The organism is Kribbella pittospori, assembly GCF_004331465.1.
In the GTDB taxonomy this organism is placed as follows: Bacteria; Actinomycetota; Actinomycetes; order Propionibacteriales; family Kribbellaceae; genus Kribbella; species Kribbella pittospori.
In genome coordinates, this window is record NZ_SJKB01000003.1 from 157,711 (window position 1) to 180,494 (window position 22,784).

Annotated in this window: 20 protein-coding genes; 13 read left to right on the plus strand and 7 right to left on the minus strand. The window is 69.3% G+C overall.

Annotated features, from left to right (window positions below; genetic code table 11):
• The first annotated feature begins 163 nt into the window (after positions 1-163).
• The gene (gene metK / locus E0H73_RS11165; RefSeq protein WP_131353653.1) at positions 164-1,357 is read left to right on the plus strand and encodes a methionine adenosyltransferase; all 1,194 of its coding nucleotides are present in this window, start codon (positions 164-166) and stop codon (positions 1,355-1,357) included.
• Positions 1,358-1,502: 145 nt separating this feature from the next.
• On the plus strand, positions 1,503-3,536 hold the full coding sequence (locus E0H73_RS11170) for a primosomal protein N' (protein ID WP_131353655.1): 2,034 nt from the start codon (positions 1,503-1,505) through the stop codon (positions 3,534-3,536).
• Between the two features lie 110 nt (positions 3,537-3,646).
• Here E0H73_RS11170 and E0H73_RS11175 read toward each other — a convergent pair whose 3' ends face one another.
• Complete coding sequence (locus tag E0H73_RS11175; protein WP_131353657.1) at positions 3,647-4,636, minus strand: ArsR/SmtB family transcription factor; 990 nt, start codon at positions 4,634-4,636, stop codon at positions 3,647-3,649.
• Between the two features lie 75 nt (positions 4,637-4,711).
• Between E0H73_RS11175 and E0H73_RS11180 the strand changes: the two genes are divergently transcribed.
• The 3 genes from E0H73_RS11180 (at position 4,712) to E0H73_RS11190 (ending at position 7,211) form a co-directional block, all read left to right on the plus strand.
• The gene (locus E0H73_RS11180) at positions 4,712-5,923 is read left to right on the plus strand and encodes an MDR family MFS transporter (RefSeq protein ID WP_131353659.1); all 1,212 of its coding nucleotides are present in this window, start codon (positions 4,712-4,714) and stop codon (positions 5,921-5,923) included.
• A gap of 120 nt (positions 5,924-6,043) precedes the next feature.
• On the plus strand, positions 6,044-6,664 hold the full coding sequence (locus E0H73_RS11185; RefSeq protein WP_131353661.1) for an HAD family hydrolase: 621 nt from the start codon (positions 6,044-6,046) through the stop codon (positions 6,662-6,664).
• 4 nt (positions 6,665-6,668) lie between these two features.
• Complete coding sequence (locus tag E0H73_RS11190; RefSeq protein ID WP_131353663.1) at positions 6,669-7,211, plus strand: DUF1707 SHOCT-like domain-containing protein; 543 nt, start codon at positions 6,669-6,671, stop codon at positions 7,209-7,211.
• Here the strand turns inward: E0H73_RS11190 and E0H73_RS11195 are convergent.
• Both E0H73_RS11195 and E0H73_RS11200 read right to left on the minus strand, forming a co-directional pair.
• Positions 7,208-8,338, minus strand: coding sequence for a hypothetical protein (locus E0H73_RS11195; protein ID WP_238163938.1), 1,131 nt, complete (start codon positions 8,336-8,338; stop codon positions 7,208-7,210). The two genes, E0H73_RS11190 and E0H73_RS11195, sit on opposite strands and share 4 nt — an antisense overlap.
• A gap of 4 nt (positions 8,339-8,342) precedes the next feature.
• On the minus strand, positions 8,343-9,434 hold the full coding sequence (locus tag E0H73_RS11200) for a C39 family peptidase (RefSeq protein WP_238163939.1): 1,092 nt from the start codon (positions 9,432-9,434) through the stop codon (positions 8,343-8,345).
• A 383-nt stretch (positions 9,435-9,817) separates the two neighbouring features.
• Here E0H73_RS11200 and def point away from each other — a divergent pair, with 383 nt between their 5' ends.
• From def to E0H73_RS11220, 4 genes are read left to right on the plus strand one after another with little or no spacing between them, the layout of a single operon-like run.
• Positions 9,818-10,366, plus strand: a complete 549-nt coding sequence (def, locus tag E0H73_RS11205) for a peptide deformylase (protein ID WP_131353667.1) — start codon at positions 9,818-9,820, stop codon at positions 10,364-10,366.
• Positions 10,363-11,298, plus strand: coding sequence for a methionyl-tRNA formyltransferase (fmt, locus tag E0H73_RS11210; protein ID WP_131353669.1), 936 nt, complete (start codon positions 10,363-10,365; stop codon positions 11,296-11,298). The genes def and fmt overlap by 4 nt, the downstream gene beginning before the upstream one ends.
• A complete protein-coding gene (locus tag E0H73_RS11215) occupies positions 11,291-12,745 on the plus strand; it encodes an RsmB/NOP family class I SAM-dependent RNA methyltransferase (protein ID WP_131353671.1) in 1,455 nt (484 codons plus the stop codon). Before fmt ends, E0H73_RS11215 begins: the two co-directional genes overlap by 8 nt.
• A 58-nt stretch (positions 12,746-12,803) precedes the next feature.
• On the plus strand, positions 12,804-13,793 hold the full coding sequence (locus tag E0H73_RS11220) for a DMT family transporter (RefSeq protein ID WP_238163940.1): 990 nt from the start codon (positions 12,804-12,806) through the stop codon (positions 13,791-13,793).
• A 47-nt stretch (positions 13,794-13,840) separates the two neighbouring features.
• On the opposite strand, the gene E0H73_RS11225 is transcribed toward E0H73_RS11220, so the two are convergent.
• Positions 13,841-14,800, minus strand: coding sequence for a DMT family transporter (locus tag E0H73_RS11225; RefSeq protein WP_202867323.1), 960 nt, complete (start codon positions 14,798-14,800; stop codon positions 13,841-13,843).
• 120 nt (positions 14,801-14,920) lie between these two features.
• Here E0H73_RS11225 and E0H73_RS11230 point away from each other — a divergent pair, with 120 nt between their 5' ends.
• The 4 genes from E0H73_RS11230 to E0H73_RS11245 are packed head-to-tail and all read left to right on the plus strand — an operon-like array spanning position 14,921 to position 20,262.
• Entirely contained in the window at positions 14,921-16,111 is a 1,191-nt protein-coding gene (locus E0H73_RS11230) for a cysteine desulfurase-like protein (protein WP_131353675.1), read from the plus strand.
• A gap of 48 nt (positions 16,112-16,159) precedes the next feature.
• Positions 16,160-17,725 carry an alpha-amylase family protein gene (locus E0H73_RS11235; protein WP_131353677.1) on the plus strand — a complete coding sequence of 522 codons (1,566 nt, stop codon included), beginning with the start codon at positions 16,160-16,162 and terminating at the stop codon, positions 17,723-17,725.
• 10 nt (positions 17,726-17,735) lie between these two features.
• On the plus strand, positions 17,736-18,980 hold the full coding sequence (locus tag E0H73_RS11240; protein WP_131353679.1) for an ROK family transcriptional regulator: 1,245 nt from the start codon (positions 17,736-17,738) through the stop codon (positions 18,978-18,980).
• 7 nt (positions 18,981-18,987) lie between these two features.
• Positions 18,988-20,262 carry a glycoside hydrolase family 125 protein gene (locus E0H73_RS11245; RefSeq protein ID WP_131353681.1) on the plus strand — a complete coding sequence of 425 codons (1,275 nt, stop codon included), beginning with the start codon at positions 18,988-18,990 and terminating at the stop codon, positions 20,260-20,262.
• Here the strand turns inward: E0H73_RS11245 and E0H73_RS11250 are convergent.
• From E0H73_RS11250 to E0H73_RS11260, 3 genes are all read right to left on the minus strand, one after another.
• Positions 20,255-21,100 (minus strand): ABC transporter permease, encoded by an 846-nt coding sequence (locus tag E0H73_RS11250; protein WP_131353683.1) that lies wholly within the window; start codon positions 21,098-21,100, stop codon positions 20,255-20,257. The genes E0H73_RS11245 and E0H73_RS11250 overlap by 8 nt on opposite strands.
• Complete coding sequence (locus tag E0H73_RS11255) at positions 21,090-22,010, minus strand: ABC transporter ATP-binding protein (RefSeq protein WP_131353685.1); 921 nt, start codon at positions 22,008-22,010, stop codon at positions 21,090-21,092. The genes E0H73_RS11250 and E0H73_RS11255 overlap by 11 nt, the downstream gene beginning before the upstream one ends.
• 85 nt (positions 22,011-22,095) lie before the next feature.
• The gene (locus E0H73_RS11260) at positions 22,096-22,761 is read right to left on the minus strand and encodes a response regulator (RefSeq protein ID WP_131353687.1); all 666 of its coding nucleotides are present in this window, start codon (positions 22,759-22,761) and stop codon (positions 22,096-22,098) included.
• Between the last annotated feature and the right edge of the window lie 23 nt (positions 22,762-22,784).

The following is a 22,784-nucleotide window of genomic DNA, read 5'->3' on the forward strand; positions in this document are numbered from 1 at the left end:
CGGCGCCGAGTCCCGTATGGTGGATGAATTCGGAGGGTCACCGGGACGCGGGCGGAAACTGCTGGCATACTTCCCAAGATGCATCGCCAACCGCCGGTGCATGGGGGGATCGCACGGCTGCCGCAGACAGCCGCGTGGCACAAGAGGAATCCGAGGGAGAACTGTGGCGAGGCGCCTTTTCACGTCCGAGTCCGTGACCGAAGGTCATCCGGACAAGATCGCTGACCAGATCAGCGACTCCATTCTCGATGCCCTGCTGGCCGAGGACCCGCGCAGCCGGGTCGCGGTGGAGACCTTGATCACCACCGGGTTGGTCGTCGTCGCGGGTGAGGTCACCACGACGGCGTACGTCGACATTCCGGGGATCGTGCGGGCACGCATCCTCGAGATCGGCTACGACTCGTCGCTGAAGGGCTTCGACGGTGCGTCCTGTGGGGTGCAGGTCGCCATCGGCAGCCAGTCGCCGGACATCGCCCAGGGCGTGGACACGGCGTATGAGAAGCGTTCGGACGCGTCGAGCGACGAACTGGACCTGCAGGGGGCAGGCGACCAGGGCCTGATGTTCGGCTACGCGTCGAACGAGACGCCCGAGTTGATGCCGCTGCCGATCACCATCGCGCACCGGCTGTCCGAGCGGCTGTCCGAGGCCCGCAAGGATGGCACGCTGGCGTACCTGCGGCCGGACGGCAAGACCCAGGTCACGGTCGAGTACGACGGTGACAGGGCGGTCCGGATCGACACCGTGGTGGTGTCCAGCCAGCACGCGGCCGACATCAGCCTGGACACGATGCTGACGCCGGACATCAAGAAGCACGTGGTCGACCCGGTGCTCGAGCAGTTCGACATCGACTCGGCCGGCTACAAGCTGCTGGTGAACCCGACCGGCCGGTTCGAGGTCGGTGGCCCGATGGGTGACGCGGGCCTGACCGGCCGCAAGATCATCATCGACACCTACGGCGGGATGGCGCGGCACGGTGGTGGCGCGTTCTCCGGCAAGGACCCGTCGAAGGTGGACCGCTCCGCGGCGTACGCGATGCGCTGGGTGGCGAAGAACATCGTCGCCGCCGGGCTGGCCGACCGGGTCGAGTGCCAGGTCGCGTACGCGATCGGCAAGGCCGCGCCGGTCGGTTTCTACGTCGACACCTTCGGCACCGAGAGTGTGCCGGTGGACAAGATTGCCGACGCGGTCCGCGAGGTCTTCGACCTCCGTCCGGCCGCGATCATCCGCGACCTGGACCTGCTCCGGCCGATCTACGCCCAGACCGCCCGCAACGGCCACTTCGGCCGCACCGGCGAGGACTTCACCTGGGAGCGCACCGACCGCGTCGAAGCGCTGAAGGCCGCGATCAACAAGTAGGGCGTGTCTCCCAATCCCACGCCTACTGCGCGGCACTCGGCGAGCACCTGCTCGCTACGGCGTGGGATTGAGAGACACCCCCAGATTGTCCACAGGGACGGCAGTGCTTACGCGCACTGTCGTCCCACCGGACTAGAGTTTCCCGGTGACATCGAACGGGGACTCGCCGGAGCAGCTGACACTGCTGCGGGACACCGTTCGCAAGTCCCGCACCAAGGAGCCGGCCGGGATCACCGAGACGTTGCCGGTGGCCCGGATCGCGGTCGATGTCTCGCTGCCGCATCTCGACCGGCCGTTCGACTATCTCGTGCCCGAGGATCTCGCCGAGGCGGCGCAGCCCGGTGCCCGGGTGAAGGTGCGTTTCGCCGGCAAGGACCTGGACGGGTTCGTGCTGGAGCGGCTCGAGTCGTCCGACCACGAGGGCAAGCTGGTCCGGATCCGCAAGGTCGTGTCGCCCGAGCAGGTGCTGACGCCGGAGATCGCCGACCTCTGCCGCGCGGTCGCCGATCGGTACGCCGGAGTGTTCGCGGACGTGACCCGGTTGGCGGTGCCGCCCCGGCACGCGAAGGTCGAGGGCGAGCCGCTGCGGTGCAACCAGCCCGCGCCACCACCGGTGTCCACCTCGCGCTCCGAATGGTCGCCGTACCCGGCCGGCTTCCTGGACGCGATCGCGCGATCGGAGTCTCCGCGTGCGATCTGGACCGCCATACCTGGGGCTGATTGGCCGCTCGCGTTCGCCCAGGCCGCGGCTGTGTGCGCGGCGTCGGGGCGGGGTGCGTTGCTGCTGGCGCCGGATGCGCGCGATCTCGAGCGATTGGCGGCGGCGTGTACGGCGGTGCTCGGGGAGGCCGGATTCGTCACGCTGTCGGCGGATCTCGGGCCGACGGCTCGCTACCGCGCTTTCCTCGCGGCGTTGCGGGGGTGTGCGCGGGTGGTGATCGGGACGCGGGCGGCGGCGTTCGCGCCGGTGGCGGACCTGGGGCTGGTTGCGTTGTGGGATGACGGTGATGACTCGTACGCCGAGCCGCGCGCGCCGTACCCGCATGCGCGCGAGGTGTTGCTGCTGCGGGCGTTCCGGCAGAAGTGTGCGGCGTTGGTCGGTGGGTTCGCGCGGTCGGTGGACTCGGCGGCGTTGATCGAGTCAGGGTTCGCGCATGAGCTGATCGCGGACCGGAGTGTGATCCGGGCGGCGGCTCCTGCGGTTCACATCGCGGGGGAGTCGGACACGGATCTGGCGCGCGACCCGGCGGCTCGGGCGGCGCGGCTGCCGCATCGGGCCTTCGAGATCGCGCGGGAGGGGCTGCGGTCCGGGCCGGTGCTGGTGCAGGTTCCGCGGGCTGGGTATCTGCCGAGCCTGGTGTGTCAGACGTGCCGGGCGCCCTCACGGTGTTCGACGTGTGGCGGGACGTTGCGTCGTACCGGAGGATCTGGGCCGGCGAGTTGCAGCATCTGCGGACGGCCGGCGGCGGATCACCGTTGCCCGGAGTGTGGTGACACCCGGATGCGCGCCGCCGTTGTCGGAGCCCGTCGTACGGCGGAGGAGTTGGGCCGAGCCTTTCCTGGATTGGTGGTGCGTACGTCGGGCGGCGACAACGTGCTGGACGTCGTGCCGGACAAACCCGCGCTCATCGTCAGTACGCCGGGCGCCGAGCCGGTCGCGGAGGGAGGCTACAGCGCGGCATTGCTGCTCGACACGTGGCTCATGCTCGCCCGTCCGGATCTGCGTGCGCCTGAGGAAGCGGTACGGCGATGGTTCAACGCGGCGGCGCTGGTCCGTCCGGCCCGTGACGGTGGGACGGTCATCCTGGTCGGCGAACCGTCGGCGCTTCCCCTCCAGACCGTCGTTCGCTGGAGTCCCGAAGGCTTCGCCGCACGCGAGATCGAGGAACGCCGGGCCGCGCGCCTGGCGCCCGCCGCCAAGCTCGCCGAACTCACCGGCCCAGCCGACGCGGTCGCCGACCTCATCACCCGGCTGCGCCCGCTGCTCCCCGCGGCCGCCGGCCTCGAGGTGCTGGGCCCAGTCGACGTCGACGACGAGACTGTCCGAGCCGTCGTCCGCACACCCCGCGCGGCCGGCACTGCCCTCGCGCGTTCGCTCAAGGAAGCCCAGTCCGCCCGCATGACGAAGAAGAACCCCGGCTCGGTCCGGATCCAGGTCGACCCACCCAGCTTCGGCTGACGTGTGGCCGGACCTGTGCCACTCACCAACCCGCTCGATCGGGCGGACGCCGGTCTGAGTGAGCGGGCCGTGGGTGCGCCGCAGACGTTGGTGAGTGGCGGGAGTCCGCCTCAGGCCGTCGAAGCCAGGGGAGTGGCGGCCGTGAGGAGTTGGCTGCCGAGCGAGGTGCGGTAGTAGAGGACGGTCCGGCCGTCGCGGCGCGAATCGACCACGCCGGCGTTCCGCAGGATGCTGAGGTGCACGCTCAATGTCGGCGCCGACACCCCGAGCTGATGGGCCAGATGCGTCGTCGACATCGGCAGATCCAGGTGACTCACGATCGCGGCCCGGGTCCGCCCGACCAGGTCGGCGAGCGGCGAGTCGGCCGTCTCCTGCCGGTCCTCCCACAGCCGCCCGAGACCGCGCGGCGGGTACGTGATCGTCGGCACGTGCGGCGCCGCGGTCACCGCCAGCGCGGCCGGCCAGTTGAACACGCACGGCACCAGCAGCACACCCTGCCCGGTCATCGGCTCGCCATGACAGCAGAACGGCCGGTCGATCTCGATCCGGTCGCCGGTGAAGCTGACGGACGGATGCAGACTCCGGAACAGCCGCTCCAGCCCGCCACTGGCCAACTCGTCCAGCCGGAAGGCCAGATCCTCCTGCAGCAGCGACCGCATCCGCCGCCAGTCGGGCTCGATCGCACGCCGCCAGTACGTCTCCAGCGACGAGGTGATCAGCTCCAGCGCCTTGGCCGGACGGGCGATCAGGTCCGGCAGCAGGGGATGCGGGTTGTCAACGTGCAGGCGGCCGATCTCGTCGACCACCAAGTGATGCGGTGTGGCCGCGATCGCATCCAGACCCGACTCCAGACTGGTCGACCGGCGTGGTGGCGCCGGCGTCATGAAGTCGGGGATGTAGCCGACCGGCGGGATGAGTGCCCTCAGCAACGTCAGATCCGGACCCTCGATGATCGGCCGGACCTTCTGCAGCCACGGGCCGTGCACGCTGCGCGCGGTGTTGTTGCTCAGCGCCCGCACACTGGTCACCGCCTCCCACACCGGTGAGAGCGCGAACCGGATCCGGCCGACATCGCCCGCGTTCAGGCTGATCGTGATCACCTGGGCAGGCTACCCCTCGATTAGTCCTGTGCCTAATGTTCGACACCGCCCGAGCTCGCCGGGACAGTTGTCACCATGAGTGCTGTCGTCGTCGAGTCCCCTGCGCCCGCCGCCCTGCCGAGGGCGTTCTGGGCGCTCTGGGTCTGCCAGCTCGTCAACCGGCTCGGCAGCTTCGTGCAGCCGTTCCTCGTCCTCTACCTGACCCACGACCGCCACCTGTCGGCCGGTACTGCGGGTGCCGTGGCCGCCGCGGTCGGTGCCGGCAGCGTCGCCGCCCAGCTCAGCGGAGGGTGGCTGGCCGACCGGGTCGGACGCCGCCTGACCATGCTGATCTGCTTCTTCGGCACCGGCGCCGCCCTGATCCTGCTCGGCTCGGCCCGGTCGATGGCAATGATCTGGGTGACCGCCTTCCTGGTCGGCCTGCTCGGCGACCTGTTCCGTCCGGCCGTGCAGGCGACCGTGGCCGACCTGCTCGAGCCGGGCGAACGCGTCCGGGCGTACGGACTGCTGTTCTGGGCGATCAACCTCGGCTTCTCGGTATCCACCGTGAGCGCGGGCGTGCTGGCCTCGGTCGGCTATGGCCTGCTGTTCTGGCTGAACGCCGGTACGTCGGTGATCGCGGGCCTGGTGATCTGGGCGATGGTGCCGGAGAGCCGCCCGACACCGGAGGCCGGCGTACTGCGCCGGCCGCTGCTCCCGGTGGTTCTGCGCGACACCGTGTTCTTGCTGATGATCCTCCTGCAGATCGGTTACGCGACCATCTATATGCAGGGCTACTCGACGCTCCCGCTCGCCATGGCGGACGACGGTCTGCCGTCCTCGACGTACGGGTTGGTGATCGCGCTGAACGGCGTGGTGATCGTGCTGATCCAGCCGTTCCTCGGCAAGTGGCTGGTGAAGATCGACAGGCCGAAGCTGCTCGCGGCGTCGATGCTCGTGGTCGGTCTCGGGTTCGGGATCGGTGCCGTCGTCCACACCTGGTGGGGTTACGGGGTGTCGGTCGTGGTCTGGACGATCGGCGAGATCGGGTTCGCGGCTGTCATCGGTGCCGTGTTCGCCGACCTCGCTCCGATCGACCTGCGGGGGCGCTACATGGGTCTGGCCGGGATGGCGTTCGGCGTCGGCACAGTGGTCGGCCCTCTGACCGGGACCAATTCCCTCGAGCACTTCGGTCCGACCGTCACGTGGCTGGGCTGCGCCGTACTCGGCGTGGTGATCTTCATCGGGCAGTACTCGCTGGCGCCGGCGCTGCATGCGCGGGCTGCCGCGAACGCGGCGACCGCATGAGGTGAGCCGTCACCACGGTCGCGGCGACGACCGCGGTCGCGATCCAGAACGCTCGGTTCCCGTCCTCCGCACCGTGAAGGTCGCCGCACCCTTCACCCCAGGTCTCGTAGGGTTGCGGGCATGACTGAGCGGACGATCGATGCAGCGGTGTTCGACATCGGCGGAGTGTTGCTGGACTGGAGCCCGGACTACCTGTACGCCGACCTGATCCCCGACGAGCAGGAGCGGACCCGGTTCCTGACCGAGGTCACCTCCCCGGCTTGGAACCACCAGCAGGACGCCGGCCGGCCCTGGTCAGAGGCGGTGGCGGAGCTGAAGAGCCTGCACCCGCAGCACGCCGACCTGATCGAGGCGTACGACACCGGCTGGCTGACGATGGTGAGGGGCGTCTTCGAGGACACCGCCACGGTCATCACCGAGCTACGTGCGCTCGGCATCCCGACGTACGCGCTGACCAACTTCTCGGCGGAGAAGTGGGAGGTCGCCAAGGAGGCGTTCCCGATCCTCACCCGCTTCGACGGCGAGATCGTGTCCGGGGTCGAGCAGACGGTGAAGCCGGACGAGAAGATCTACCGGATCCTGCTCGAGCGCTTCCACCTCGACCCTGCGCGCACGTTCTACACCGACGACATGCAGCGCAACGTCGACGGCGCTCGCGCGGTCGGCCTCGACGCCGAGCAGTTCACTGGCGCCGCCGACCTCCGCGATCAGCTCCGTGCCCGGGGGATCGCATTACAGTGAGACGGTGACCTCTGTACCGGACGACCGCTCATCGTTGATCAGGTCCGACGACCGCGACACGGCCGTCGAGCGTGTGCAGGAGGCTTTTTCGGCCGAGCTGATCTCGCACGAGGAGCTGGACCAGCGCCTCCACCAGGTGCTCACCGCCACGACCCAGCACGACATCGAAGCGGCTCTGTCCGGGCTTCCGGCGCCGGATGCCGGCACCACGTCCACGATCGCCGCTGCCGCCGGGCGCATCCGGCGGCGCGGGGAGTGGCTGGTGCCCCGGACGCTGAAGGTTCACTCCGCCTTGGGACGGGTGAAGCTGGATCTGTCCCGGGCGATCATCAAGCATCGGGTCGTGGACATCGAGCTGCAACTCGGCACCGGCGGCGCCAAGATCACCGTGCCGCGCAACGCGATCGTCGACATCGAGGCGCTGCACACTGGTTGGAAGGACTCGCAGTACCAACCGCCGCGACAGACTGGTGCAACAGGACCGACGATCCGGATCTCCGGGGTCATGGGGATGGGAAAGCTGCGAATCCGCCACGCGCGGCGCTAGGCGACGGCGGCTGAGATCGCTTCCGTGTACGTCGGACTGCCGGACAGGTCGGCGGCTTCGACGTACACCGTGTTGTCCTGGCAGGTCATCGGTGTGAGCGCGGTCCCGGGCTTGCCGGCGTAGATGCGCTGCGGCTTGTCGAGGCCGGGACGCCAGCGGTTGATCTGGTAGACGTCGTCGCCACCCGTGACGGCCCGGGTCTCCCAGAGGATCCAGTTGCCGCAGGCAATGATGGCGTCGGTGACGACCGTGCCGATGGGACGGGCGGGGGAGTCGGCGGACTCCCGGACGTACGCCTTGCTCTGGTACTGGTCCGCGTCGGTGGCGCCGACCTCCGACCACACCGTTGCCCCGCGCACCGATGCGCCGCTCCACTGGATGCACTTGGTTGCTGCCGGCACCGGCTGGGCCGGGCCGCCGGACAGCGGTGCGGTCAGTAGGCGTTTGCAGCGTCGCGTGGTCTCGGGTGCGGTGATCTCGCTGAATGTCACCGAGTCCGCCGACACCACGGGATCCGCGACGTACCCGGGGTCGGCGACGCAGGTGACGGTCCGCCCCTTCAGCGTGGCGAGGTCGGCGACGATCAGGCAGGACCGGTTGCGCGCATCGGTCGAGCTGTAGGCGAACGTGCCGTCGTACGCGCCGATCTCGGGTTCGGAGACCTTGGGGAGCTGGGACAGTTCGGCCGAGCGGCCGGTAGTCAGGTCGTAACGGAACACCTTGATTTCGGGTGACGGGCCGTCGGACCGGATGTCCTCGATCAGGGCCCAGTGGTCGTCGATCACCACCGGCGACTGCGCGACGAAGCCCGCGGCCGGGGTGTGCCGGATGACGACCTTCTTGCTGCTGCGGTCGGTCACGGTCGTGATCCCGGCGTCGTCGCTGGCGCGGGTGACGACGTACTTGCGCTGCTGGGTAACCAGGTGCAGGCCGTCCACCGGTTGCCGCATCACCTTCGTCCACGCCGGGACCGCCGTACCGGAGTCGGTCGGCGGCCCCGGCGTTCCGGTTGGGGTCTGGCTCGGGCTCGGTGTGCTGGACGGTGAGCTTGTCCCGTCGGTTGACGACGAGCAGCCGGCCAGCAGGAGGACGAGAACGGTGCCTACGGCAACGGTGGTACGGCGCATCCGGTCAGAGTCCGATGTTCTTGAACGAGTTGGCCAGGGTGGCGTTGAACAGGGCGGACGCCGGGATGTTCTTCGGTCCGTCGGTCACGTTGCCGCGGCTGTTGAACCGGCGCTCGTTGAACACCTCGAAGATCGCGATCGTGTTCTTCGCCCGGTCGTAGCCGCGGCCGACCTGGTAGTGGCCGCTGTGGTTGAAGGCTAGGTACGGGAAGTACCGCTTCAGCAGTTGCACGTGCTCGATCACGGGTGCCTTGTAGACGCCGAGGTGCTTCTCGTGCACGGTCATGAAGGTCTTGGAGTTCCAGCCGGAGACGTTCTGCACGATGTAGGTGCCGGCGGACTTCGGCCAGGCCGTCTTCAGGTTGGTCTGCTTGACCATCGCGGAGATCGCCGTACCGGACGTGGTCGCGCCGAGGTCCTTGGCCCAGGACGCCTGCGTGTCCTTCTGGTTGTCGTCGGCCCAGTCAATCGACTGGAAGGTCGCCGGCCCGCACCAGTACCCCTTCTCCTGCGAAGTCTGAAACCCCTTCATGATGTACGCCGCCCCCGGAGCCACCACCGGCACCACCGACGGAGTAACAGGCGCCGGAGTCCCCTGAGTAGGCGCCGACCGCGTCGGCAACACCGTCGGAGTAGGAGTAGGAGTAGGTGTAGGAGTCGTGGTCGGCGTTGCGTCCGTCCCTTCTCTTTCTTCCCCGTTCGTCGTCGGCGCAGCCGCCGGCGAACGGGTCTCCGCCAGGAGCCGCAACTCTCGCGCCTTCGCCCGCCCGTCCCAGGCGGCTTGCATTTCGTCTAGTTCGGTGGTGACTCGGGCGCTCTTCGGCATCGCCGCGCGCTCCGCCACGAAGGCGGCCGGGGTCAGGTCCCCGGTCGGGATGTCCTGCTCGACCGCGACCTCACCGTCCGCTCGAACGGCCGGCGGGCTCATCACCTCCTGCAACTGAGCCCCGGTCGGCACCTGATCGACAAACCCCAGCCCGAGGCAGTAGTTCTCCTCCTCCAGCTTGAAGCACCGCATGATCGACGACGCCTGCGCGGACGCATCCGCCGCCTTCAACTGGAGGTTGTTCGGCGACGTCTCCGTCACCTGCTTCACCACATCACTCCACGACCGCGCCGCCTCAGGCTCAGCAACCGGCTCACTGGGCGATGCGCTAGGCGACGTCGGGGTGACCGTGGGCTCCGCGGAAGGGACCACGGTGCGAGGCGGTCCGGCGGTCTCCGGGTCGCGCGGTTCGTAGGCGGCGGCGGTGAGGGGTGCCTGTGCAAGCAGTGCACCCAGGAGGATCAGAGTTGCCCCCCGTGCTGCTGTGGGCATTGGGTCTCCCGTTGGGCGTGTGACGACAGTGACTGAGGGTACGCCTGAGACCACAGTACGTGCTTGTGGCAACAATGTGGAGAGCCCCCTGCCACCTGAATCCACACCGCACGCCAACTAGACTTGCTCGGTCCCGGTCCGTGGAACGCTGTGGAGAATCTGTGTCGGTCCAACCCATCCGCCTGTTCGGCGACCCCGTCCTGACCACCAAGGCCGAGCCGGTCGTCGACTTCGACGCCGAGCTGCGCCGCCTGGTGGCGAACCTCACCGACACCATGCAGGACGCGCCCGGCTCCGGCCTGGCCGCGCCGCAGATCGGCGTCGGCCTGCGGGTGTTCACGTACCACGTCGAGGGCGAACTCGGACACCTGGTCAACCCGGAGCTGACGCTGTCCGCGGACGAGCAGTTCGGCCCGGAGGGCTGCCTGTCGATCCCCGGCCTGACCTTCGACTGCCGCCGCGCCCTGTCCGTGATCGCCAAGGGCTTCAACATGTACGGCGACCCGGTGGTGATCGAGGGCTCCGACATGCTGTCCCGGGCGATCCAGCACGAAACCGACCACCTGGACGGCATCCTGTTCGTCGACCGGCTCGACACGGTGACCCGCAAGCAGGCGATGAAGGCGATCCGCGAGGCCGAATGGTCCGGCCTCAGCGGCCCGCCGCAGGTCAGGATCTCGCCCCACCCGACGAACGGATTCGGCCTGTGAGACTCGTCTTTGCCGGTACGCCGGAGCCTGCTGTCGCTGCGCTGAAGGCGATCGTTGCCAGCCGCCACGAACTCGTCGGCGTCGTGACCCGTCCGGACGCGCCCGCCGGCCGTGGTCGCAAGCTGGTCGCCTCGCCGGTTGCGCAGTACGCCGAGGAGCTCGGAGGCATCGAGATCCTCAAGCCGGTCAAGCCGCGGGACCCGGACTTCCTGGCCCGGCTGACCGAGATCGCGCCGGACTGCTGCCCAGTGGTCGCGTATGGCGGTCTGCTCCCGCAGGCTGCCCTGGACATCCCGCCGCACGGCTGGATCAACCTGCACTTCTCGGTCCTGCCCGCGTGGCGTGGTGCCGCGCCGGTGCAGCACTCGATCATCGCCGGGGATGACGTCACGGGCGCGAGCACGTTCCGCATCGTGAAGGCGCTCGACGCCGGCCCGGTGTACGGCGTACTGACCGAGCCGATCGGTCCGCAGGACACCTCGGGCGACCTGCTCCACCGGCTGGCCGAGTCGGGGGCGAAGCTGCTCGTCGACACGCTGGACGGGATCGAGGCCGGAGTACTGGAGGCGCGGGAGCAGCCGGCCGATGGGGTGACGCTGGCGCCGAAGATCACCGTTGAGGACGCGGAGCTGGATCTGGCCGCGCCGGCGCAGCGCGTGGATCGGCTGGTGCGTGGGTGCAACCCGGCACCGGGCGCGTGGACGGTGTTCCGTGGGGAGCGGTTGAAGGTGCTTGCGGTCCGGCTGACCGACGAGGAGCTGAAGCCCGGGGAGTTGCGCGCGACCAAATCGAGCGTCGCGGTCGGCACTGGGAGCAAGGCGGTCGAGTTGGTGACGGTGCAGCCCCAGGGCAAGAAGCCAATGGCCGCGGCCGACTGGGCCCGTGGTGTCCGCCTGACCGACGAGGACCGTCTGGGACTGGCCGGTGAGTGACCGGTCGCCTCGTAATCGGGCGCCGCAGCGTCGGCCGGATCGGGTGCGTGGGGTTGCGTACCAGGTCATCCGACAGGTCACGGCAGAGGGTGGTTACGCGAACCTCGCGCTCAACAAGGCACTCCGCGAGCAGCGCCTCAGCGGTCGTGATGCGGCGTTCTGCACCGAGCTCGTGCATGGCACGCTGCGTTGGCAGGGCACGTACGACGCCTTCCTCGCTCGCAGTGTGTCGCGTCCCCTCGCCGACCTCGACCCGGAGCTGCTCGACCTCCTCCGCCTCGGCACCCACCAACTTCTCCGCATGCGCGTCGACTCGTACGCCGCGGTCTCCGAGATGGTCACGCTCACCCGAGCCGAGATCGGCCAGAAACGCAGCGGACTGGTCAACGCCGTACTCCGCAAGATCAGCCAACGCACCCTCACCCAATGGATCGACACCGTCGCCCCGTCGGCCGTGGAAGACCGCCTGGGTCACTTGGCGATCGCGAAGGCTCACCCCCGCTGGGTCATCGAGGCCTTCGCCCAAGCACTGGGCGAGGAGCCGGCGGCTACGCCGCCGGGAAGGGGAGGAGTGGAGCCGGCGAGCGGCCAGGACCGGCTGCCCGAGGAGAGTGGTGGGTTGGAGGGGTTACTGGATGCGGATAACGAGGCGCCTCGGGTGACGTTGGTAGCTCGGCCTGGGGTTTCGGATGTGGACGAGTTGGTGGCGGCGGGTGCTACTGCGGGGCGGTGGTCGCCGTATGCGGCTGTGCTGGAGGGCGGGGGTGATCCGGGGCGGATCGACGCCGTTGCGTCCGGACGGGCCGGCGTTCAGGACGAAGGGTCCCAACTGGTTGCGGTCGCGTTGGCGACGGCGGAGATAGAGAGTGCAGACGCGAGCTGGCTGGATCTGTGTGCGGGTCCCGGCGGGAAGTCGGGGTTGTTGGCAGCGCTCGTGAATCAGCGCGACGGTCAGCTGACCGCGGTAGAGCCGCTCAAGCACCGCGCCGAGCTGGTCCGCTCCAACCTGCGCGCGATCCCGGGGGAGCACAAGGTGCTCATCGGTGACGGCACCAAGCCGACCTGGCCGGCCGGTTCGTTCGACCGCGTGCTCGCCGACGTTCCCTGCAGCGGCCTCGGCGCACTCCGTCGCAGGCCCGAGGCCCGCTGGCGTCGTACGCCGGAAGACGTCGCCGAACTGCGCCCACTCCAAGAGGACCTGCTCGACTCGGCCATCACCTCCGCCCGCCCGGGCGGCGTGGTCGCGTACGTCACCTGCTCCCCGCATCCAGACGAGACGCGAGCAGTCGTGGACGCCGTACTCGCCAAGCGCGACGACGCCAAACTCGAGGACGCCCGCCCGCTGTTCCCCGGCGTACCCGACCTCGGCGACGGCCCCGACGTCCAGCTGTGGCCGCACCTGCACGGCACGGACGCGATGTATCTCGCGCTCATCCGCCGGACGTAGCGGACCATCACCTGGACCTGCTGTCAGGTGCAAGAGGCGCGACGGTCATGATAGAGGGGTGACAACGATCGCCCCTGCGCCGCGCTCGACCCGACAGCACCACCTGATCGGGCTGACCGCTGCTTTCGGCATCGGCATGCTGGTCGCGGTCCAGTCCCGGCTGAACGGTGAACTCGGCGACGTCCTCGCCGACGGCATCGCGGCCGCCCTGATCTCGTTCGTCACCGGCCTCGCTGTCCTGCTCGCCGGCGCAGCCCTGGTCCCGCAGATCCGCCACTCGCTCGGCAACGTCTGGCGAGCCATCCGTACGCCGATGCGCGGGTACGGCGGCCTGCGCTGGTGGCAATGCCTCGGCGGCCTCTCGGGTGCCTTCCTCGTCGCCACCCAATCGATCACGGTCTCGGTGATCGGTGTCGCCGTCTTCACCGTGGCCGGCGTCGCAGGTCAAGCGATCAGCAGCCTCGTCGTCGACCGGCTCGGCTTCGGCCCAGCCGGCCCGCAGCCGTTCACCACCGTCCGCGTTGTCGGCGCAGTGGTCGCGCTGATCGCCGTCGTACTGGCGGTCTCGGATCAACTCGGTCACCCCGACGGCCTGCTGCTCGCGATCCTGCCCGCACTGGCCGGGTTCGGCGCCGCAGTCCAGCAGGCGATCAACGGACGCGTCGCCCGGACCGCTTCACCGGATGCGTACGGCGCCATCGCGGCCGGCGTGGTCAACTTCCTGGTCGGCTTCGCCGCCCTGCTGCTCGTGTTCCTCGTCGATCTCGGGTTCGAGGGCTTGCCGCACCACCTGCCGAGCGAGCCGTGGCTGTACCTCGGCGGCACCTGCGGCGTGATCTTCATCAGCGCCGCGGCGGCCGTGGTTCGCGTGGTCGGTGTGTTCGTGCTCGGCCTCGGCACCATCGCCGGTCAGCTGATCGCGAGCCTGTTCATCGACCTGTTCCTCCCGGCCGCCGACAAGGCGGTCACCTCCGCGGTCGTCGCCGGGACGGTGCTCGCCCTCGCCGCCGTCGTGATCGCGGCAGTGCCCAACCTCCGCCGCCACTAACCGATCGCCGCCACTAACCGATCGCTGCCACTAACCGAGTGCCGCGACTAACCTGTCGTCGCCGGAGCAACGACCGCCGGCTTGCGCCGCAGCGACGCCAACAACCCCTGCGAGACCGCAACACCGAGCAGTACGACGAGGCCGCCGACCGGCTGGTACCAGGCGATGTGCTCGTGCAGCACGATCACGCCGACCAGGATCGAGAACACCGGCATCAGGTAGGTCACCATCGACGCCCGGCTGGCCCCGATCAGCCGGATGTTGCGCATGCTGAGCACGAACGCGAGCCCACTGCCGAGTGCACCCAGCGCGACCACACTCAGCACCACCTCGATCGACAGCGACCACGGCACCGGCGGCGCCTGCCGGGTCACGATCGGAGCCACGATCGCGAGCTGAACCGTGGCGCACAGGAACATGCTGGCCGAGAGTGCGGTGCCGGACAACGATGTGCCCGCAACGAACCGCTTCTGGTACGGGATCACGACCCCGTAGCTGACCGCCGCCAGCATGCACAGCACCTGTCCGAGCAGGTCCGCACCGCCGTCGATGTGCCACGCCCCGAGGACGACGAGCATGCCGCCGAAGCCGATGACGAGCCCGGTGACCCGCTGCGCCGAGAACGTCTCGGTCCGGAAGACCAGCACGGCGACCGGCAGCACGACGAGCGGGGTGATGCCGTTCCAGATCCCCGCCAGGAGCGAGGGGATCCGCTCCTCGCCGTACCCGAACAGCGTCCACGGAATCGTCGAGCCGAGCGCGCCGATGACGAACGCGTGCACCCACAGTCTCGGGTCGCGGGGGAGCGGTTCGCGCTTGACCGCGAGGAACGCCAGCAGCACCAACGCCCCGGCGACGACCCGCCCGAGCGCCAGGTAGAGCGGCGGGAGCTCCCGGACGCCGACGGAGATGAACAGGAAGCTGCAACCCCAGATGGCCGCGAGGACCAGCATCGTCGGGAGCCAGGCTTGCAGCGGAGCCTGGTCAGTAGTCGTCTCGGTGCTCACTCCTGACATCCTGCACTACCCGATCGACAGTTCGTACATATTTGCCCGGCAGCGGGCAGTGATCGTGGGAAATGGACACCCAGTGACTGAGTGCTTGTCCGGCGGGGGAGGATGACGGCCATGGGTGCCTTCGACGTGATCTCGGTCCGCAAACAGTTCCCCGCGCTCGACGAGGGCGCCGCACACTTCGACGGTCCGGGCGGCTCGCAGACGCCGCGCGTGGTCGCCGACGCCGTCGCGGCCACGATGGTCTCGGCGATGGCGAATCGCGGTCACCTCACCGCGGCCGAGCGACGGGCCGACGAGATCGTCGTCGCCGCCCGCGAGGCCATGGCCGACCTGCTGGGCACCGATCCGCGCGGCATCGTCTACGGCCGCAGCATGACTCAGCTGACGTACGACTTCTCCCGCACGCTCGCGAAGTCCTGGGCACCTGGCGACGAGGTGATCGTTTCGCGCCTCGACCACGACGCGAACGTCCGCCCGTGGGTGCAGGCGGCCGAGGCCGTCGGCGCAACCGTCCGCTGGCTCGGCTTCGACACCGAGACCACCGAACTGGACGACATCGCACCGCTGCTGACCGACCGCACTCGTCTGGTCGCCATCACCGGCGCATCCAACCTGCTCGGCACGCGACCCGATGCCGCCCGCATCGCCGACCAGGTCCATCGGGCCGGTGCGCTGATCTACGTCGACGGTGTCCACCTGACCGCCCACGCGCCGGTCGCTGCGACGTACGCCGACTTCTACGCCTGCTCGCCGTACAAGTTCTTCGGGCCGCATCTCGGCGTACTGACGGCCGCGCCCGAGCTGCTCGAGACCCTGCATCCGGACAAGTTGCTGCCGTCGGCGGACGTCGTACCCGAGCGCTTCGAGTTCGGGACGCTGCCGTACGAGCTCCTGGCCGGGACGACCGCGGCGGTCGACTTCATCGCCGGACTCGGTGGGACCGGAAGCACCCGACGCGAGCGTCTGCTCGACTCGCTGCGGCTCGTCGAGGAGTACGAGGACAACCTCCGGGAGGACCTCGAATCCCGGCTGGCCGCCATCCCCGGCATCACGCTCCACGGCCACGCCTCCCGCCGTACGCCGACCCTGCTGTTCACCGTGGACGGCCGGGAACCGTCGGCGGTGGCCGCGCGGCTGGCGGCGGCCGGCGTCAACGCTCCGGCCGGCTCGTTCTACGCCTACGAACCCGCCCGCCACCTCGGTCTGGGCCCTGCCGGTGGGGTCCGCGTGGGCCTCGCGCCGTACACGGATCAGTCCGATGTGGACCGTCTCGTGGACGCGATCGCCCGTCTTGACGATTAATCAGGCGACTATCTAAAGTCTGTGGGGAAATTCGTTCGAGGGGGTTGGGTGAGAGAACCGAGCGCGGTCTTCGTCCAGGTCGGTTCTGCGGACGCCCTGACCACAGCGGTCCGGAACGGCACGACTTGGTCGGCCGCCGGAGTCGACGTCGCCTGGTCCGACGGCACCGTCGACGTGACCGCCGCATCCGTCTCGCGAGTCGCCCTCCGCTGGGCCGAAGCCTTGCCCACCGAAGCACTCGTGCTCGGCGACGCCTGGGAACGCTCGTACGGCGACCTGCAATGGCGGCATCTGCAGCCCGAGCGACTGCTCCCGTGGTACTTCCTCACCCACGATCCGCGGACCGGCAGCACCACCGGCGCAGGCGTGGACGTCCAGCCGAATGCGTTCTGTGCGTGGACGGTCGACGCGGATGGGTTCACTCTGTGGCTAGACCTTCGCAACGGTGGCGGCCCGACCCAGCTGAACGGCCGGACCCTGACCGCCGCGATCGTCCGGAGTTTCGACGACGCCGGCACCCCGTGGCAGACCCTGGAAGCAGCGGTCGCCACCATGAGCTCCCGGCTACCGGCGCGACCTGAGCCCGCGCCGGTAGTCGGGGCCAACAACTGGTACTACGCGTACGGCCAGAACTTCGACGAGAAGGCGGTACTCAAGGACGCCGCCACGATCGTCGAGCTGGCCGACGGTCACCCGGTCAAGCCGTTCAGCGTGGTCGACGACGGCTGGTACCCGGGCGGTATCGCGTCCGGCGGTCCGTGGGACCTCGGCAAGCCCGGTGTCTTCGACGACATGGCCGGTACGGCGGCCGCGATCAAGGAACTCGGCGCCCGGCCAGGCCTGTGGTTCCGCCCGCTCCTGGTCCGCGAGGCCGGCCCGTGGAGTCGGTCCGGACCCGGCAACGGCCGCGCGCTCGACCCGTCGTACCCGGAGATCCTGGACCTCGTCCGCGAGGATCTGCAGCGGTTCAAGGGCTGGGGTTTCGAGCTGGTGAAGCATGACTTCAGCACGTACGACGTCTTCGGCCGGTTCGGGCCGGCGATGGGGTCGCGGCTGACCGACAGCGGTTGGCAGCTCCACGATCCGGCGCGGACGACGGCCGAGATCGTGCTCGCGTTCTACCGCGAGATCCGGTCCGCGGCCGACGACGTCGTACTGATCGGATGCAACACCGTCGGGCACCTCGCGGCGGGGCTGGTCGACGTACAGCGCACCGGTGACGACACGTCCGGCCGGGACTGGGAGCGGACCCGGAAGATGGGCGTGAACACGCTCGCGTTCCGGCTGCCGCAGCACAACCGGTTCTTCACCGTCGACGCGGACTGCGTCCCGTGTACGCCGGAGACGCCGTGGGAACTGAACCAGCGCTTCCTGGATCTGGTCGCCCGGTCGGGGACGGCGCTGTTCGTGTCGGTCGATCCAGCGGCGCGGACGGAGCAGACGGACCGGGCGCTGAGTGACGGTATACGGTTGGCGCTCAGTGGTGGGGACGCGTCCGGGATCGAGCCGGTGGACTGGCTCGTGAACACCACACCGAACGCGTGGCGCACGGGGAGCGGGACCGTCCACTACGACTGGTCACGTCCGTGGGGTGCGGACCCGGTTTCCGGCTGATGGGGGAGTTGTGAGCGTTCGCCGGGGCACGAACCTCGATCGCGTCGGAGGTTTCAACGACGCGGTGGTCCTCGACGCGATCCGCCGCAGTACCCGGCTGAGCCGGGTGGAGCTCGCCGAGGTCACCGGTCTGTCCGGCCAGGCGATCTCCAACATCACTCGCCGACTGCTCGAAGCGGGACTGCTCCGCGACGCCGGTCGGCAGAGGACTTCAGGTCTCGGCAAGCCGCGGACATTGCTCGAGCTCGAACCCGCCGGACAGTACGCCGTCGGCGTTCACCTCGACCCTGCGGTCGTGACCGTCGTCGTCCTCGACCTCACCGGTGAAGTGATCGCTCGTCGCAGCGTGGGTACGCCGCACGCCGACGACCCGGACGTCCTGATCGACAGGATCGCGGCCACGATCGAGGACGTGATCACCGAGGCCGCGGCACCGCGCGATCGCGTCACCGGTGTCGGGATCGCCGCCCCCGGACCGATCGACGTCGAACGCGGCGTAGTCGTCGACCCGCCCAACTTGTCCGCCTGGCATCTGGTCCCGCTACGAGACGAGTTGCGCGAGCGGATCGGACTACCTGTCCTGCTGGACAAGGACGTGACGGCGGCAGCGTCGGCCGAGAAGTGGGCCGGCGGAGGCGGCAGCTTCGTCTTCTTCTACCTCGGTACGGGCGTCGGCGCCGGGCTGGTGATCGGCGACGAGGTGGTCCGCGGATCGTCCAGCAACGTCGGCGAGATCGGTCACGTGATCGTCGATCCGGACGGCCCGGTCTGCTACTGCGGACGCCGCGGCTGCGTCGGCGAAGCCAGCCAGCCGCGCTACCTCGTCCAGCAGGCGATGCAGACCGGAGTACTTGCTCAGGGCATCGACCTTGACGATCGCGGCGCGGTCGACGCGGCCTTCGCCCGGCTCTGCTCGGAGGCCGAAGACGGGCCGGGGCTCGCGCGTGAGATCGTCGCGGTGCTGGCCGAGCGGATCGCCAAGGTGGTCGAGGACATCGCGAACCTGCTCGACCTCGAGCGGGTGGTCTTCGGCGGGCCGCACTGGGAACAGCTCGCGCCGCTGCTCGGCGACGCGGTCCGAGCCGCCCTCGAGGAGCGGTTCCTGGTCCGCTCGGTGCACCCGTTCGAGGTCGCCGGTACGGCGCTCGGCGTCGACGTCGGCGCGATCGGCGCCGCCAGCCTGGTGCTCGACCAGACGTTCTCGCCCAATCCCTCGGTGCTGCTGCCCGACCGTGAACTCGTTGGTGAAAGGTGATGTGTCGATGATCGATCCCGAGGTTCTGTCCCGCGCCACCGAGGCGGTTCGCCGGGCGACCGGCGACGAGGTGATCGCGGAGATGTTCCGGCGGTCGATGGCCGAGAACCTGCCCGCGGTGGCCGAACGGCGGCCGGACGGCACCACGTTCGTGCTCACCGGCGACATCCCGGCGATGTGGCTGCGCGACTCCGCCGCCCAGCTCCGCCCGTACCTGCTGCTGTGCAAGGACGATCCCGCCCTGCAGGACGTACTGATCGGCGTCCTGCACCGCCAACTCGAGTACGTCGTCCTGGACCCGTACGCGAACGCGTTCAACCGGGAGCCGAACGGCGAGGGTCACACCGACGACGAGACCGAGATGTCGCCGTGGGTGTGGGAACGCAAGTACGAGATCGACTCGCTGTGCTTCCCGCTCGACCTGGCGTACCGGCTGTGGCGGATCACCGGACGGGCGGACGTGATCGACGAGCGCCTGCGGGCCGCGGCCGACGCGATCATCGATCTGTGGACCGTGGAGGAGGATCACGAGGCGAGGTCGCCGTACCGGTTCCAGCGGGACGAACCGGACATGCTGCCGACGGACACACTGGTCCGCGAGGGGCGTGGTCCGCTGACCCGGCCGACGGGGATGTCGTGGAGTGCGTTCCGGCCGAGTGACGACGCGACAGCGCTCGGGTTCAACGTGCCCGGCAACATGTTCGCGTCGGTTGTGCTCGGCTACCTGCAAGAGATGGCGGCCGAGGTGTTCGCGGACGAGTCACTGGCCGCGCGGGCCAAGGAGCTGAAGGCCGACATCGACGACGGTATCGCGCGGCACGGCATGGTCGATCACCCGGAACACGGCCGGATCTACGCGTACGAGGTCGACGGCGCCGGCGCGACCCTGCTGATGGACGACGCCAACATGCCGAGCCTGCTGTCGATGCCGCTGAGCGGGTACGCCGCCGCGGACGATCCGACGTACGTCGCCACTCGCCGACTGCTGCTGAGCGCCGAGAATCCTTTCTACTACAGCGGAACGCACGCCGCCGGCATCGGCAGCCCGCACACTCCGCCGGACCAGGTGTGGCCGATCGCCCTTGCTGTGCAGGGTTTGACGAGTACGTCGGCGGAGGAGCGCCAGCGGTTGCTGGAGCTCCTCCGCGACACCACGGGCGGTACCGGCCAGATGCACGAGTCGTTCCACGTCGAGGATCCGGCGAACTTCACCCGCGAGTGGTTCTCCTGGGCGAACGCGATGTTCTGCGAGCTGGCGCTGGTCCACGCCGGGATCAGGTGATGTCTCGCCGGCGCGTCGTCCAGGCGGCCAATCCGGCGAAGACCGCGCAGTAGGCGAACAGGGTCAGGAGGGCACGGCCACCGCTGACCGCATCCCGCACCCCAGGGGGTGCGTCGGCCGCGCTGATGCCGGTGACGGCGAACACCAGCGATCCGGCGTTGGTGCCCGGCAGCGCGTTGGTCACCACGTCGAGGTCAGGCAGCAGGCTGCTCACGACGCCGGCCAGCAGGGGCTCGATCCCCAGGATCCAGACCACGCCCAGCCCGATCGGCAGTGCGACGTTGCGGAAGGCAACGGCCAGGACCGCACCGGCCAGGCACCACATCATCAGGACCAGCCAGCCGCCGGCGAGGCCGCGGAGCAGGTCGAGCGGACCCGGCCAGCTCATGGAGCCGTTCTCGCCCGCGGCGATCCCGATACTGCACAGCGCGGAGGCGACGAAGATGCCGAGCACCCAGATCACGATCATGGTGCCGAGGGCGAGGAACTGTGCGGTCAGTACGGAAGCGCGACCGGGCCGCTGGGTGAGGATCGTCTTCAGCGTGCCCCAGGTGTACTCACCGCCGATCACGATCGCGCCGAGCACCAGGGCGAGTGCGCCGGCGAAGATCGGATAGCCGCCGATCGTGTTGTCCAGCACGTGGCTCGGCAGCATGCCCTCGAGGACCTGAGCCCGCGGTACGCCGTCGGTCCCCGGGTTGTCGTCGCCGGTGGCATAGCCGAGGTATGGCAGCAAATAGCCGAAGATCAGGCTCAGCACCAGCCCGGCGCCGAACAGCACCCACACCGCTGATCGCTTGCGGAGCTTGAGCAACTCCGCCCGGTAACTACCCAACATCGGCCTTCTCCTCGCTGGTGGTGAGCTCGAAGAAGATGTCCTCCAGAGCCCGCTCCGTGCTGTGCAACTCCGACACCGCGATGCCGGCCTCGACCAGGACCCGGTTCACCTCGGCGGCCCGGTCCGGGGCGACCTTGACCCGCAGCGTGTCGTCGTACAGGTGGACCATGCCGGTGCCGAGGAACTCGGTGAGGACCGTCTGCGCGGTCTCCCGCGGTGCGGCCCGCACGACCAGCTCCTGCTCGCCGCGCAGGTCCTCGACGTTGTGCTCGGCAACCATCCGGCCGGAGTTGATGATCCCGACCCGGTCGCAGATCTGCTGCACCTCGCCGAGCAGATGGCTGGACAGCAGGACCGTCCGTCCCTCGGACCCGAGCTCCCGGATCAGCCGGCGCATGTCCCGCATCCCGGCCGGGTCGAGCCCGTTGGTCGGCTCGTCCAGGATCACCAGCTCCGGGTCCTTCAGCAGCGCGGCCGCGACCCCGAGCCGTTGCTTCATCCCCAGGGAGTACGTCGAGAACCGGTCCTTGGCCCGATCGGCGAGATCGACCAGGTCCAGCACCTCGTCGATCCGTTCCCGCGGCACCTCGGCGTACTCGGCCAGCAGCCGCAGGTTGTCCAGACCGGACAGGTATGGATAGAACGCCGGCGACTCGATCATCGACCCGGTCCGCCCGAGTACGTCGGCCTGTCCCGGTGCGCCACCGAGCACGCGCACACTCCCGCTCGTCGGCGCGATCAGCCCGGTCAGGATCCGCAACGTCGTCGTCTTCCCGGCGCCGTTCGGGCCGAGGAACCCGTAGACCTCGCCGGGCAGCACCGTCAGATCGACACCGTCAACCGCCAGAGTGTCGCCGTACCTCTTCGTCAACCCGGTCACCTCGACCAGCGGAGCAGCTGTCTCGTTCATAGCAACGAGACTGCCGGTCGAGCGCCTGGTGCCGCGTCGGCCAGAGGGAGTGACCGCTCCTACCGCAGCCGGAGTACTCCGGGGGTCAGCCGAGCCACCCCGGGCGGACGAGGCCGGTCTGGTAGGCGACCACGACGAGCTGGGCGCGGTCGCGGACGCCGAGCTTGATCATGGCGCGGCTGACGTGGGTCTTGGCGGTCGCCGGGCTGAGCACGAGGCGCTCGGCGATCTCGTCGTTCGACAGGCCCTCGCCGACCAGGGCGACGATCTCCTTCTCGCGTTCGGTCAGGACGTCGAGCTCCTTGCTGGCGTGCGGCTGCCGGCTCCGCGTCGCGAACTCGGCGACCAGCCGCCGGGTCACGCCGGGGGAGAGGAGCGCATCGCCGCGCGCCACCACCCGCACCGCCTGCAGCAGCTCGACCGGTTCCGTGTCCTTGACCAGGAACCCACTCGCCCCGACCCGCAGCGCCTCGAACACGTACTCGTCCAGATCGAACGTCGTCAGGATCACCACATGGACGTCGGCCAGCGTCTCGTCGGCCCCGATCAGCCGAGTCGCCTCCAGCCCGTCGGTCCCGGGCATGCGGATGTCCATCAGCACGACGTCCGGCTTCTCCGCCTGCGCGACCGCGAACGCCTCGGCGCCGTCGGACACCTCACCGATCACCGTGATGTCGTCCTCGGCGTTCAGCAACGACCGGAACCCGGCCCGCACCAACGCCTGGTCATCCGCCAGCAGCACCCTGATCATGCGCTCACGCTAGAGCATGCGTC

Bases quoted from the DNA above. Each gene is read 5' to 3' on its own strand.
- E0H73_RS11250 (WP_131353683.1), bottom strand. From the start codon at position 21,100: ATGTTGGGTAGTTACCGGGCGGAGTTGCTCAAGCTCCGCAAGCGATCA.
- E0H73_RS11180 (WP_131353659.1), top strand. From the start codon at position 4,712: ATGAGTGCTGTCGTCGTCGAGTCCCCTGCGCCCGCCGCCCTGCCGAGG.
- E0H73_RS11195 (WP_238163938.1), bottom strand. From the start codon at position 8,338: ATGCGCCGTACCACCGTTGCCGTAGGCACCGTTCTCGTCCTCCTGCTG.
- E0H73_RS11230 (WP_131353675.1), top strand. From the start codon at position 14,921: ATGGGTGCCTTCGACGTGATCTCGGTCCGCAAACAGTTCCCCGCGCTC.
- E0H73_RS11185 (WP_131353661.1), top strand. From the start codon at position 6,044: ATGACTGAGCGGACGATCGATGCAGCGGTGTTCGACATCGGCGGAGTG.
- E0H73_RS11255 (WP_131353685.1), bottom strand. From the start codon at position 22,010: ATGAACGAGACAGCTGCTCCGCTGGTCGAGGTGACCGGGTTGACGAAG.
- E0H73_RS11260 (WP_131353687.1), bottom strand. From the start codon at position 22,761: ATGATCAGGGTGCTGCTGGCGGATGACCAGGCGTTGGTGCGGGCCGGG.
- E0H73_RS11245 (WP_131353681.1), top strand. From the start codon at position 18,988: ATGATCGATCCCGAGGTTCTGTCCCGCGCCACCGAGGCGGTTCGCCGG.